The organism is Methanosarcina sp. UBA411 (assembly GCF_002495725.1).
Lineage (GTDB): Archaea > Halobacteriota > Methanosarcinia > Methanosarcinales > Methanosarcinaceae > Methanosarcina.
On sequence record NZ_DAGK01000028.1, the window covers coordinates 178,672 to 192,278 of the forward strand.

A 13,607-nucleotide genomic window follows, 5' to 3' on the forward strand; every position below is an offset into this window, starting at 1 on the left:
AATAGTTTCCAGAAACAGATAACACTTAAATTGAAAAACCAGTAAGAAGGGGTCAAGGCTAAAAACTAGTGGGGGTCTTTGGCCAAATCTGAAAAATGCGCACATTTACTCTGTTTGACCGGATTTGAGAGCCGTCCTCTTGCATATGATTTCACAGGAAATGACTCCCACGACCTAATTCCACGACTTATAATAAGCTAATTTAAGCTTTCTTTATTAGCTTATTTTACTTATCATAATTAACTAATTTGGCTAATCTCAATTGTTGTTCTTGATCCCTATTATTCCTGTTTTTAATGCCAGAGTAAGATTTTGAACACATGAGTGCCTGCAAGATATGCCTGTGAAAAGTTTAACTTGTGAAAATTTCCTGACAGATGAAAAGGATCTTTCAATCCTCGGTTTAAAAAAGTAAAGCCTGAAGTACTAGCAGTCCCATGGGTTTGGAAGCTTAAAAAATTATACGTTTCCGGAGACCGCATTCCGCAGACAGGTTTCCCAGTCATCGGGATTGTCTATATTGTCGCACTGCCACTCAAATTCACGCCTTGCAAGCCTGATAGTCGCCCGTGCATTTTTGAGTGGAACTAGCTCTTTTCCGACATCACCAATGCCACCGACTTCTAGACATCCTACGACATCAATCATAAATTTTTCCAGGGTCTCTGGTGGTATTGATTCGTTCCTTGCATGGATTTCTGTGCATTTTGCGAGATATTCTGCAAGTACTCTGATCAGTTTCGTGTCACGCATGATTCTAACTCCTTTGTACGATAAGTGGGGCAATTCACCTCGTCACACTGGGCTTTAGATTTGATGATCACAACAATTTTTGATATTCATTAAAAATGCAGATATATCTTCCCGAATTCGGTCCAGGATAATACTTCAATCATGATTTTCCAGGGACAGGCCCTCAAACAGCAATTAAAAATATGTATTTTCGAAGCTTAAAGTTTTCTAAATAATCGTATTTGAGAGAGATGATGAACATTTGTATGCCAGCAGGAAGATTATAAAGTCACATAGTATGTTTTTATATAAAAGAGGTTATTGATTAATTTATAACTTTGCCTTTTTAAATAAATACTTTCTAATTAATTAATTGTTTTAAACCCATGCAAAACGGTGAATAGTCCGAGTTGATAATCTGAATCGTCCTCTTTTAATAAACATTTGATTTGAATTCTTTTTATATTATATTAGAGTAGTAATAAAGAGGGAATAAACGGAGGGTAGAAATTAAACATGGAAAGTAATTAGACTCAAATCCAGAAAATGAACTTATAAATCAAAAACTAAAATAGCATCTGATGCCAGCAAGGACTTTTTGGCAAATAAGATCACAATATGGGGGAGAAAAGTGATACAAGCAAGTACTACTGAAATTCAGAGTATTTTAGGAAACGTGAAATATCCTGCAACAAAGAATCGAATCATCGATGAAGCCAGAAAGCAGAATATTAGTGGCGACACAATGAAGGCTCTTGAGAATATTCCAGATAGAGAATACAACAGCGCTGATGAGATCGTCAATGAATTTGAAAGTTTTCAAAAGGCTGTAGAGATTTTCCATAACAGAAAATATCCTGTAACAAAGCAGGAGCTTGTCAACGAGGCTAGAGATCTTCATGTCCGCGACGTAATAATAAGGGCTCTTGAGGCCTGTCCGGATAAGGAATATACCAGTCCTGCTGATGTTATCAAAGAATGCAGAACCAGAATCCATAACAGATAACCCTATTTAGAGTAAATCAGCCATCAAAAGTAGAGTAAATCAGCCGTTAAAAGTAAAAAGATCAAAATATAACCAACAAAAAATAACAGGAAATTTACGGTTCCAGATCTGTAGTCCGGCTTAGATCAGCTCAAATGCTGAAGTTTTGTGGAATCAATATTTCCTCAAAAAAATTAATGGCCGCTTGTTTGTATATAATTCGAGAAAAGAATCAGGACCTGAACAAGGCCTTTATTTCCAATAGACCAGCGGCCCAATTTTACGAGTTTCAGCATTTGAAAATAAAGTAGCTCTTATGAGTATTTTAGCATTAGAAAATAGAATTGAATATCTAGACATATAAAGCAAAAATAAAGAAAATAAAAAAGGTAAAGAAAATAAATATTTAAGGTACATTTTTTGAATCATATTTAGAAATTATTTGTTCTTCACCGTGGTCAAGCTAATTCAAGCTTATGAAAGATAGAGTCTTTGAGACTTAAAGCATTTATGTCTTTATCATTAATTCTTAACGCATTATCTACTGCAGATAATGATTGCCTATATCTTCCAAGTTTAAAAAGAGTAGCCCCTTTATTGAACCAGGCTTCAAGTTTGTTTGGATTCTTTTGCAGCACTTTATCAAATGCCTTTAAAGCTTTTTCAGGCCTATCAAGCATATAGAGAGTAGAACCTTTGAAGCTCCAAACATTTTCATTTTTAGGATTGACTTCCAGAGACTTATCAAATGCCTCTAATGCTTCCTCATACCTACCAAGAATATAAAGCGCAGAGCCCCTGTATCTCCAGATCTCCGCATCTTGCGGGTTAATCTCAAGACCTTTATCAAGTTCTTCCAGTGCTCTGGCGTACTTATTCGGTTCATAAGCCTGTCTGTGCCTATGCTCCTTATCAGATATTTCTGGGCAGTTATATGGAAGCTTATTCAACTCCGTAATCAAACTTTCATCTTCAAGAGTATGTAACATATTTTTATATCCCTGAATCTCGACGTCTTCTGGATAGATTGCCAGAATCCTTTTAAATTCATCCAGAGCCTCTTGGTATCTTCCAAGTTTGAACAGAGAAAGAGCCTTGAATTTTAATGCATATTTATAGTTTGTACCATGCCTTTTTTTCCATAAATGTGGGTTTCCTTTAAAAGCCTCTTTTGGTATAGATTCCAGAGCGCCATTAAAAGCTTTTATTGCCTCATTATATTTGCCGATTTTATAAAAGATTGTACCTTTAATCAGCCACGCTTCAGTGAAATTCCGATTCTCATCTATCTCTTTGCTGAGAAAAGACAGTACTTTGTTAATCGTAAAGATGCCTTCATTTTCTAATGAGAATTCCTCGTCCTGCATTAAAGATCCAATGATGTCAATAATTTCCAGCTCGTTTCTTCTTTCTTCATTTGTTCCTGAACCGGTAAATTCCCCTTCATACAATAGGTTTATCTCTGAATGCTCAAGTTCATGATCTTTGTTTGTTTCAGCCATAATACCAAGACCTGACAATTTACATATCAGAAATCATTTACTTAAGTCACATATCGAGCAAAAATGGTTGTCTTAAACCTGCATTAACTTCCTTTAACCCAATGAGTATTTCCCAACAATATATATTTACAATGCAATACTAAAAGATACTTTTTGAAAAAAGATATTGGAAGAAGTAGTTATTCTGAGCAAAATATCCTGATAAAAGAGGTATATTCTGATAAAAGAGGTCGAAATTTACCAAATTATAGGGAAAAGAATTTTAAAAAAATGCGAGGGATGGGATTCGAACCCACGAATTCCTACGAAACTAGGCCCTCAACCTAGCGCCTTTGACCTGGCTGGGCAACCCTCGCATAGCGATATCTTATAAATAAAGAATTTAAAATTCTTTACAAAAATAACTTTTAGAAATGTATGAGAATTTAAAGTTGTTAAAGTTAAGTATTTGAATTTGACAGGCTAAGAAATTTAGTGCGAGGGATGGGATTCGAACCCACGAATTCCTACGAAACTAGGCCCTCAACCTAGCGCCTTTGACCTGGCTGGGCAACCCTCGCATTTCGATTTAATCCTGTATTTATTACTAATTCATTTTAATTATCTGGCGCGCTTTACACCTTGCACTCCCTCACAATATCATGGATAATATATAAACATTTCGAGTCGTGAGGGTCACCGGGAATAAGTTTTGGAAGAGCACCAATTCGACAGAACGTATCCCACAGTATTCAAGCAGAAATAATATGGATCAGGCTTGATAAGTCCAGAGAAATATCCACTCATTGAAATATTCAGGACTCTACAGCTCTTAATCTCAAAAAATTGGGTTTGGGCCTGTATCCGAGCTACGACTCAGAACTGGTCCAGAATGCTCAAGATTTCTTCAGCTTTGCCTTTGATCACGTTTGAAGCATTAAGGGCAAGGTCTTTGGCTGTATAAGAACCATCGGATTCCATTGTGAACACAAAAGCATTCTCATCGAAGCTAATGTTTATCGCGTGGATATCACAAACCTGTTCGCAGAGCCTGCAGAGCGAGCATTTTAGAATATCTTCCTCAGAAACTTTAGCTCCAGACTCTTCAAACTTTATAATGCTTTTAGGACATTCAGCTGCACAGTGCCCACATGCATCGCAGTTTTCAATGGTTATAATAGGCACATTTTTGTAGCCGCAAGCGATTCCTGCCTGCCATTTAACACTGTCCCTGCCGTAGCCCATATGAGCGATAGCCTCAAGAACAAGTTTCTGCCCTTTTTTCAGCTCAACAATCGGTATATTCAGGTCAGCCGGCTGTATTTTCGGATCAGAGGAGATAAGATCCCGTGAATAAACTGTGCCCGGACCTTCTGCACTGAGAGTTAAAGAAACCTCGCAGGCAGGACAGCCCTCTCCTCTGCAGACATCACATTCTGCCTGTGGCACATACGTCTCTGCATCCGTAACAAGCGGGATTAAGGACAGACGTAGAGCCAACTGCTCATCATAGAGTACCGAGGTGTTGTCATAAAGGTTCACATACTCGATCGCAAGCGTAGGTACATCTGCGATCATGGCGCGCCGAATGCCGTTGGCAAAAGATGTGCTAACTTTGGAAAGCACGAATTTTGCAGATCTATCCGATAACTCCAGAATGTCTACTTCCATCGTCATATTCCTTAATTTCCCTTATATTTTTAATATATTCAAAAAGAGAATTTAGAAGAATTCCTTGAAAGAAATTCTCTGAAGAATTCTCTTATACACGCCTTCCGCCTTTAGGACGAGTACCATCGTGCGGGACCGGAGTAACATCTTCAATCCTGCCAATCCGGATTCCTGCTCTTGCAAAAGCCCTGATTGCAGCCTGAGCGCCAGGGCCCGGGCTTCTCTGCTTGTTTCCGCCAGGTGCTCTTACCCTGATATGGATGCCGTGGATGCCCTTATCCCTAAGCTGGTCAGCAAGCTGGCCTGCCATCTGCATGGCAGTATAAGGAGAACTCTCGTCTCTTGCAGCTTTTACAACCATACCACCGGAAGACTTTGCAATGGTTTCAGCCCCTGTGATATCGGTTACAGTGATAATTGTGTTGTTAAACGAAGATTTGATGTGAGCTACGGCCCATTTCATGTCTGCCATGATTATCTCCTCCCTCTCTTCTTCCTTCCGCCGCCTCTTTCAGGAGCTTTCTCTTTAGCCTGTTTTGCTTCTGCAACAGCCCTTAAAGTAGTTGTGCTGTCTGCAAGCACAGATGCCACCTGGACAGGTCTTTCGGGGTGAGATTCGTTAACAAGCGGAGAGGTTGCATAGTACCCGATATGCATTTCATCTTCCTTGGAGACGAGCATTCCCGGAATTGTAGCTTTTCTACCGTTTATTGCGATATGCCCGTGAGTGATAAACTGGCGAGCCTGGATGACTGTCCTGGCAAGCCCGAGACGGAGAACCTGAGTCTGGAGTCTCCTTTCGAGAATATTTTCAGTTTTTAAAGAGAGAATGTCGTCAATATCAGCGTCCGACTTGATCATACCATAGCGGATGAGCTTTGAAAGAATTTCTTCAGATTGCGTCTTCTGATGTCCTTCAAGTCCTCTTTCCTGAGAGTTTGCAGCGCTTGCAAGTAATCTCCGGGCCTCGGACCTGTACATCCTGAGCATACTGGCTGCCTTCCAAACCTCGCTCTTATTTCTGAGACCGTATGCCTTTACTAACTGGACTTCGGACGCCATCCTAGCTTCCTGCCAAGGATGCCTTGGAGTCTCGAAACTTTTATTTTTTTTACCTGGATATGCCATTTAAAATCACCTACCGGAAAATCACTTCTTCCTGCTGACACCGACAGTTGATCCGCGGCGGCCTGTAGATTTCGTCCTCTGTCCTCTGACCTTAAGGCCTCTTTCGTGCCTGAGTCCTCTGTAGGCGCGGACCTTCTTCAGGTTGTTAATATCTTCCCTGAAAGTCAGTACAATATCCGTTCCCAGAAGGTGCTTGTCCTGTCCTGTTGCCAGATCTTTCTGCCTGTTCAGCATCCAAGATGGGACAATTTCCTCAAATTTCCCGATTGCGCTGTCGAGTTTTGCCACTTCTTCATCTGGCAGGTATCCAAGTGTAGCAGTAGGGTCTACCCCTGCGTCCTTTGCAATAAGGATAGCAGTGCGCCTCCCTATTCCCGGGAGACCTGTAAGGGCGTACTGTACGGGTTTTGCCCCCTGCAGGTCGGTATTCATAATCCGAACAAGATGCCTTAATTCTTCATTATTCTGTTCTTCTACCATATACTCCCTCCAGGGGAATGCATACAGCATCCTGTAGCCCCTGATCGAATACCCTTAAAGAATACACGAAAAGTCAGGAGCAGCTCTCAAATGGAGCTTCTTTACAGCACATACTGATGAATTCATTTACATGCAATTACCAGTATATAAGGATATCTGCATCTAATCCATTAATGAATATGAGTCTCCTGCCAAGTAAAAGGAAATAATTTACAGACAATATTCATAAAAAACGTAAACGTATACAAAAAATTACTGATAACTGCTGGTTATCTTATTAGGAAAAGTTTACGCCGAGGGGGAGATTCGAACTCCCGAGGGGCTAGGCCCCACAAGCTTTCCAGGCTTGCGCCCTACCACTAGACTACCTCGGCACATTATGGCATAGATTAGATCTGGACTTTGGTCAAGCTTTCTTTCAGAAAGGCTGTGGCCATGCCACTGCTAGGAATTTTTCGCTCAAGCCTTTTTTGAAAAGGCTTGTGTCACGACTTATACCATAACGGAATAGTGATATATAAACTTTATTCTAAAAGAGGATGTTTCTAAAAGAGTTTTGTAGGTTATGGTTTAACACTATACTCTTTTTTAGTCCAACCTCTTGGATAGGTTCCTGCCTCCATCATAATCCGAACCGGAGTCGCTGCAAGCCCTGTTGAGGCTTTAAGGAGCTCTTCTGCACCCATTTCAGCCTTTGCAAGGGCAATAAGTTCACCTTTAAGGGTAAACAGCGCTGTAAGCTCTCCTTTCTTAAGGTTTGCATCCAAACTTGTAATACCCGGAACTGCCAGAGTAGCCCCTGAACAGACCGCATCTACTGCACTGTCCCGCAGGATAATTCTGGGAAGGTGGGATACGGCCGTTTCCATTGGCATGACTACACGCCGAATTTCGGACTCATCCCCTTCTTCCTTCCAGAGTACATATGCATCTTTCAGATCCTGAAGGGTGACAAGCGTCTCCTCGGTAAACGGGCCTGCTTTTGTCCTCCGGAGTTCCTGCATATGTCCACCGCAACCAAGGGCAAGCCCGATATCGTGGCAGAGTTTCCTGATATAAGTTCCGGCTTCGCATCCTACGCGAAAGAGCACAAAACTGCCTTCAATTTCAAGCACTTCAAGGTAATAGATCGTCCTTATCCTGATAACGCGTTTGACAGCCGATTTGATAGGAGGCATCTGGTAGATAGGGCCTGTAAATTCCTCACAGATCTTCCTTACCAGTTTTTGAGGCATTTCCTTATGAAGCTTTAATAGGCAGACATATTCCTTTCCAGAGAGGCGGAGAGCAGGGACAGCCTTTGTAGCCTTTCCAAGTAAAGTGGGCAAAAGACCTGTAACCTTGGGGTCAAGCGAACCTGCATGCCCTGCAGTATTTACATCAAGAATGGCCTTTACCCAGGCTGCAACCTCGTGGCTTGTCGGTCCCTTAGGTTTGTCAATGTTTACAACTCCTTTCTCAATATACTCAAGGATAAGGCGCTTTTCTGGATAAGAACCATAAGAAGGATTCGTCCAAGCACTGGATTTCCGGACCAGAGTTCTTTCAGCTTCGGATGGCAATTTGCCAGCAGGTAACATAGTTTTTCAAAAACTCCTGAATTGAATTTATAAACGTAAATCCGATAGATATGCAGTAATTAATAACACATGTATAATAGAGATAAACCTGAGTGAAAATAAACCTGAGATTTACAAACTTGAGAATTATAAATCTTGGATTTATATGTGGAGTTAAGGAAATTTCCTTAATGTATATAAGAAGGAAACTCCGCATTATTATTTAAGAGAGATTGTATGCCGAAGACTCATGATTGCTTTAGTGTATCAGTAATATCATGTTCCGTCAAATAAAACTCTGCGCTTTGTATAAAAAACCAGCCTTTAGCAGAAATGCAAAATTACTCCGGCCCTACAAGAGAATCGATAGCAACCCTCAGAATGTCAAGAATCTGGTACTGGTTCCATCTATCAGAATCAATAACTATATCGTAAATCGAGAGGTCAGAAATATCGATATTGTAATAATTCATGTAGCGGAGAGCTTCAGATTTTTCCCTCTGGATTGTTCTTTCAAGCTCTTCTTCAAAAGATATGGATTTTTCCCGTCTCAGGATTCGTTTTACCCGGACAGGTAACGGAGCCTTTATCCAGATTTTAAGCACATTCGGGACATCTTTAGCCATATGCCCTGCAAGCCTGCTTTCGAGGATCAACTTTTCATGACTGTTAATAACCGCCCTCTGATTTTTATCGATAGCCAGATCAATTGAAGGGTCTTTTTCAGCCATAGCCCCGAATTCTGCCAGGCTCATTCCCTTCTCCTTGGCTATCCTCCTGAAGATTTCACCCGATGAGGTCAGTTCAAGTTCATAGTATTCCGCAAGAAGTTTTGAGACTGTTGTCGTTCCACTCCCGGGAAGCCCGCTTACTGTTATCCTCATCAGACCCCACCGATATTCAATGCCTTTCTGATAAGCTGGCTAATTCCGAGAGAAGAGATGAAGTACCAGTATAACCAGTGCTGGAAGAACCAAATAGCCTTAGAAGTAAGCAACTGTTCACCCCAGAAAGGAAAGACCATAGTAGCATTCCCGTGCCCACTAATGTAATAATAAGCCCACATGAAGAGAGGGATGGAAATAATACTGATGTAAGCCATGGGCTTGAACTGCTGCTTGGACATCTTCATCTGGTCTTCCATCATCTCTTGGCGCTGCTCTTCAAGTTTTTTCAGCATATAAGTATTCTGGGAAAGTTGCGCCTCCCGAAACTCCTTCTGGAAAACCTTCATGCGTTCCTGGGTATTCTTCATAAGGTCCCAGTCAATTGTGTATTTCTGGATAACGGATGCATAAATAGCAGTAATAATTGCCATTACCAAAAGGATTAGATGGAAATTCTCCTGCCCGACCAGAGCAAGTATGGGATTCATTAAAATCCCGACGGCTTTCCCGACAGCATCCCTGAAACCCTGCCCAAGAACCATTATCCCTATCATAAGGGAAAAACCGAGAGCCAGCAGGAACCGGTCTATTTGCTGTTTTAATGTCTCTGAAACCAAGTTGTCCTCACCATTCAGATTCAATAATTATTCTGAAATCTTCAAACGCAGAAGATTTCCGATGATAGAAGCTTGACAAACTTAAAGCATTGTAATGTCTTGATAAGTCAGCTCGATTACTGAGCTGAATTAAATGCTACGCAGGTTGTTCTGGTTAATAAGTGTCGATGTATATATAAGTTATACTATTCTATGAAATTCAGCTTAAGTCCTCCCAAAAACAACACTAAAATCATATACAGGAAAAGTAAGTACCTGTCGTACACGTTCCAGTAGAACCTTTAGTTTAAGCCTTTATTGTAAAAGTGTTAATTTTCTACTCGCATCATGTGGTCACATTTTTATAAAGATGCTATATCTGGAAACAAAATTTTCTAACATCATCCTAAGTTTAAAATCTTGTAAAACCCCGCAGTCAGGGAGCATTTATAACTTTATAGGTTAGCTCTCTTGAGCGCAGTTCAATTTCTTCCATAACTAATCCACTTCAGCGAATAAAATTATCAAAACGGACAGTACACTGTAGATTTGCATCCCTGTTGATCCTAGTGGAAAGAAGTATCTTTAAATAAGTTCTCATAAGTTATCATAAATATTCATAGCCGCTTGGAAAACCAAAAAACGAACTTATACTGCAAGCTCAAGGAGGAATTAAAAAATGTAGCTTCCAAACCCCAATGGGCAACTCCCAAAAATAAGCAATAAAGCCTGGATATTCGATACTGCGCTCATCATAGGAAATGTAATTATTGAAGAAAATGTATTTGTCGGACCAAATGCCGTGATCAGGGCAGATGAACCCGGCTCTTCAGTAATAATTCAGAGAAATTGCAACGTCCAGGACAACGTTGTAATTCATTCCCTTTCCAATTCAGAAGTAAAGATAGGCAACAACACTTCTCTTGCTCACGGGTGCATAGTGCATGGACCCTGTAAAATAGGAGAAAATTGCTTTGTTGGATTCGGAGCTGTAGTATTTGACTGCGACCTCGGAGAAGACACTCTGGTTCTCCATAGGGCCGTCGTTCGTGGAGTCGAAATACTTCCACATAAAGTAGTACCTGACGGAACGGTTATCACAGACCAGAAAAACGCAAGCCTGCTTGAAGATATCACGACAGACTTTGCAGAGTTTAAAAAATCGGTTGTCAGAGGAAATCTCGAGCTAGTAAACGGGTATAAAGCTCTGAATCTTGAGGACGAAACTGAACATTTGAGTATATTACAGGAAAGCGGGACCAAAGAAACTCAAGGCTTTGGAAATTAAGAATAACAAATTGTCTGATTTAAGTAATTGTTTGATTTAAGTAATTGTTTGATTTAAGTAATTGTTTGATTTAAGCAAATTAAAAATAAATTCCATCCAGCTTTTCCAGAACTTTTTTTCCTGAATCTGTCAGGACGTATTTTTTCCATGTGGCTTTCTCAGGAGTCAGGCATTGGATTAAGCCTTTGTTCTCAAGCTCCTTTAAAGCGTGGCTGATGTTTTGTGTAGATCGACTTGCTTCATGGGCAATATCCGAGGCCCGGACAGAGGTGTGCTTTTTCATGGAACCCATAAGAATCAAACGGCGGTCAACGCTGATAACCCAGTTAACCAGTTCGTCGATTGAGTTTTCAGTCATATCCTTTCAGCTTCTCCGTCGTGTAGTTCTTGTTGACATAAATAGCTACATATTATTTAAGTATTAATTGTTTGAATCAAAGAAAGGCTAAAGAAGCAGAGACTCTTTATTTAATTTCATAGCTAAGGAAAAAAATAGAGAAGTAAAGGATTAAGTAGAACAAAGAGAAAAGGAAATGAAGAATTTAGGCAAATTTCACAAGAATTGCCTTTATATCTTCAAAAACCTCATTTATATCTTTTGTGCCGTCAAGAGTTACCAGAATACCCTGCTTTGAGTAATAGTCAATAAGGGGTTCTGTCTGTTTTTTATAGACATTGAGGCGATTCTGGACTGCCTCTTCTTTGTCATCTGCACGCTGGAAAACCTCGCCACCACAAATGTCACAGATCCCATCCTTTTTTGGTGGGTTAAAAGTCCTATGGTAGCTTGCGCCGCAGTTGCACATAAGACGGCCGCTTATTCTTTCGACCAGTTCTTCATCAGGCACTTCGAGGTTGAGAACAACATCTATGGGTTTATTGATCTCATCAAGGATGACCGCAAGAGCATCAGCTTGAGGTACTGTCCTTGGATACCCATCAAGGATGAAACCCTTTTCACAGTCCTGCTCATTCAGACGGTTCTTAATAATCCCTATAAGCACCTCATCAGGAACAAGCTCTCCTTTGTCCATATATTCCTTGGCTGCAAGCCCTAGTTCGGTTCCTTCCCTGACATTTGCCCGCAGGATATCTCCTGTAGATATCTGCGGTATTCCATAGTAGTCAACCATTTTTTTGGCCTGGGTACCTTTTCCGGCACCCGGGGGCCCGAAGAGTATTATATTCATTCGAAGATCCCTGTGTTTTATTTGTTTACATTACTCTAAGTTCTATTCCTTTCGCAGTCCGAAACGGATCATTACTGCTCCCCGAAGAAGGAACGTATCATCGGGTGCATCTCCATCATCTGTTCAGATGCAATATCCTCGTACAGCCGGTACACAATACTCACAGTAAGCAGCAGCCCTGTACCTCCAGCACTTCCAAGGGTACCAAGCAGGCTCGCAACCAAAGTAAGTGCTCCTATGAAAGCCCCACCAATTACGGTAACTTTTGGGATATACCGCTGCGTAACTTTCTCAATACTGCTAATATTCCGCCTGAAACCTGGAATCTGCATGCCGGAGTTGAAAATCTTCTGGGCTGTGGGTTTTGCTCCCATACCTGTGGTTTCTATCCAGAAGAGGGAAAAGATTATTCCACCTACAATAAGCATGGTCGCATCTGTGAAGACGTGAAGCGCAATCTGCCAGGTAGCAGGAGCAGTCGCTCCGTAGCTTGCAAAAGATTCCCGCACGAGAGATGGAACCCAGTCATATGGACTGTTTATGGCAGACAGATAGTACATGATTCCGTTTAACGGCGTGGATCCCTGGAACTCTCCAAGGAATGTGATTCCCCGGCCGGAGAGAATAATCCCAACCATCTGGATGTTAGCCTGCAGAGCCCTGACAAGAATCATTGGCAACACTGAGGAATATATGAGCTTGACAGGGAAGCGGCCCCTGGCTCCTCTTACTGCACTGTGAGCTAGAGGGATTTCAATCCTCGTACTTTCCACATATACCACAAGCAGGAAGATAATGACAGTACTCAGCAATGCCAGAATCCCTCCTCTGACCAGCATGAACATCACGCCTTCTCCTGAAAAGAGGTAATCTGCCCCGACATTCTGCGCAATATAAATCCATTTCGGAATCAGCCCGATAGGAATTCCTGTCGTGTCAGGCTGCCAGTTAAAGATCCCTGTAACAATCTGCTGGGAAATTCCCGCAACAATGAAAAGCCCGACTCCTGATCCGATACCCCACTTGGAAACTACTTCATCCATGAAAAGAATCAGTGCGCCTCCAATAAAGATCTGGATAAGGAGCAGGAAGGTAATTACTCCCAGGCCTACACCAAGAGCAGAAGCAAGCCCTGGATCCGGCTGGATATATCCACCAAGTAGCTGCGGTAGAGCCTCCAGTATGATCATAATAAACACAAGGAATTTCTGGGCTCCCTGAAAGAATGCCTGATCTTTGGGATCCGAAAGGTCCAATTTTATAATTTCTGCTCCGACAAGAAGCTGTAGGACAATCGAAGCTGTAACAATAGGCCCGATACCTAGGAGAATTAGAGATCCAGAAGCGCCTGCAAAGAAGGCACGGTAAGATCCAAAAAGGTCAACCGAATCCTGGGACATCCCAAAAAGCGGTACATTTGCCAGAGCAAAGTACAGCAAAAGGACTCCCAGAGTCCACCAGAGCTTATCCTTAAAATGGACGTGTTTTTCCGGACTTGCTACTGCAGGTAACTTGTTAAAAAACGATTCTAACGTATCCCTGAGAGTCATCGATTACACCATTCAAAATATAGTTTATTACAATATTTAAGATGCTAGATCACATTTTAC

General features: G+C 41.3%; 14 protein-coding genes and 3 tRNA genes. 2 read left to right on the forward strand and 15 right to left on the reverse strand.

What is annotated here, in order from left to right:
- Window positions 1–459: 459 nt before the first annotated feature.
- On the reverse strand, window positions 460–753 hold the full coding sequence (locus BP861_RS10840; protein ID WP_292375358.1) for a hypothetical protein: 294 nt from the start codon (window positions 751–753) through the stop codon (window positions 460–462).
- Between the two features lie 610 nt (window positions 754–1,363).
- Between BP861_RS10840 and BP861_RS10845 the strand changes: the two genes are divergently transcribed.
- On the forward strand, window positions 1,364–1,738 hold the full coding sequence (locus tag BP861_RS10845; protein ID WP_292375361.1) for a DUF2795 domain-containing protein: 375 nt from the start codon (window positions 1,364–1,366) through the stop codon (window positions 1,736–1,738).
- A 437-nt stretch (window positions 1,739–2,175) separates the two neighbouring features.
- Here the strand turns inward: BP861_RS10845 and BP861_RS10850 are convergent, their stop codons facing one another.
- The 11 genes from BP861_RS10850 to BP861_RS10900 all read right to left on the reverse strand — a co-directional run bounded on the left by BP861_RS10850 (window position 2,176) and on the right by BP861_RS10900 (window position 9,540).
- Window positions 2,176–3,219 (reverse strand): tetratricopeptide repeat protein, encoded by a 1,044-nt coding sequence (locus BP861_RS10850; RefSeq protein ID WP_292375364.1) that lies wholly within the window; start codon window positions 3,217–3,219, stop codon window positions 2,176–2,178.
- 271 nt (window positions 3,220–3,490) lie between these two features.
- Window positions 3,491–3,575 (reverse strand) — tRNA-Leu (locus tag BP861_RS10855).
- A 119-nt stretch (window positions 3,576–3,694) separates the two neighbouring features.
- A tRNA-Leu gene (locus BP861_RS10860) sits at window positions 3,695–3,779 on the reverse strand.
- 295 nt (window positions 3,780–4,074) lie between these two features.
- Complete coding sequence (locus BP861_RS10865; RefSeq protein WP_292375367.1) at window positions 4,075–4,875, reverse strand: DNA-directed RNA polymerase subunit D; 801 nt, start codon at window positions 4,873–4,875, stop codon at window positions 4,075–4,077.
- Between the two features lie 85 nt (window positions 4,876–4,960).
- Window positions 4,961–5,341, reverse strand: a complete 381-nt coding sequence (locus BP861_RS10870; RefSeq protein ID WP_011305118.1) for a 30S ribosomal protein S11 — start codon at window positions 5,339–5,341, stop codon at window positions 4,961–4,963.
- Between the two features lie 2 nt (window positions 5,342–5,343).
- Entirely contained in the window at window positions 5,344–5,997 is a 654-nt protein-coding gene (locus BP861_RS10875) for a 30S ribosomal protein S4 (protein WP_292375374.1), read from the reverse strand.
- A gap of 21 nt (window positions 5,998–6,018) precedes the next feature.
- A complete protein-coding gene (locus BP861_RS10880) occupies window positions 6,019–6,507 on the reverse strand; it encodes a 30S ribosomal protein S13 (RefSeq protein WP_292375376.1) in 489 nt (162 codons plus the stop codon).
- Window positions 6,508–6,768: 261 nt separating this feature from the next.
- Window positions 6,769–6,851, reverse strand: a tRNA-Ser gene (locus tag BP861_RS10885).
- A gap of 189 nt (window positions 6,852–7,040) precedes the next feature.
- Window positions 7,041–8,057, reverse strand: a complete 1,017-nt coding sequence (locus BP861_RS10890; protein WP_292375379.1) for an RNA-guided pseudouridylation complex pseudouridine synthase subunit Cbf5 — start codon at window positions 8,055–8,057, stop codon at window positions 7,041–7,043.
- Window positions 8,058–8,377: 320 nt separating this feature from the next.
- Complete coding sequence (cmk, locus tag BP861_RS10895) at window positions 8,378–8,920, reverse strand: (d)CMP kinase (RefSeq protein WP_292375382.1); 543 nt, start codon at window positions 8,918–8,920, stop codon at window positions 8,378–8,380.
- Complete coding sequence (locus BP861_RS10900) at window positions 8,920–9,540, reverse strand: DUF106 domain-containing protein (RefSeq protein ID WP_292375385.1); 621 nt, start codon at window positions 9,538–9,540, stop codon at window positions 8,920–8,922. Before BP861_RS10900 ends, cmk begins: the two co-directional genes overlap by 1 nt.
- 694 nt (window positions 9,541–10,234) lie before the next feature.
- On the opposite strand from BP861_RS10900, the gene BP861_RS10905 reads away from it, so the two are divergent.
- On the forward strand, window positions 10,235–10,807 hold the full coding sequence (locus tag BP861_RS10905) for a DapH/DapD/GlmU-related protein (RefSeq protein ID WP_292375490.1): 573 nt from the start codon (window positions 10,235–10,237) through the stop codon (window positions 10,805–10,807).
- Between the two features lie 79 nt (window positions 10,808–10,886).
- Here BP861_RS10905 and BP861_RS10910 read toward each other — a convergent pair whose 3' ends face one another.
- From BP861_RS10910 to secY, 3 genes are all read right to left on the reverse strand, one after another.
- Window positions 10,887–11,165: a winged helix-turn-helix transcriptional regulator gene (locus BP861_RS10910; protein ID WP_292375387.1), complete on the reverse strand. Its 279-nt coding sequence runs from the start codon at window positions 11,163–11,165 to the stop codon at window positions 10,887–10,889.
- 184 nt (window positions 11,166–11,349) lie between these two features.
- Window positions 11,350–11,997: an adenylate kinase gene (locus BP861_RS10915; protein ID WP_292375391.1), complete on the reverse strand. Its 648-nt coding sequence runs from the start codon at window positions 11,995–11,997 to the stop codon at window positions 11,350–11,352.
- A 71-nt stretch (window positions 11,998–12,068) separates the two neighbouring features.
- Window positions 12,069–13,547, reverse strand: a complete 1,479-nt coding sequence (gene secY / locus BP861_RS10920; RefSeq protein ID WP_292375394.1) for a preprotein translocase subunit SecY — start codon at window positions 13,545–13,547, stop codon at window positions 12,069–12,071.
- Window positions 13,548–13,607 lie beyond the last annotated feature (60 nt).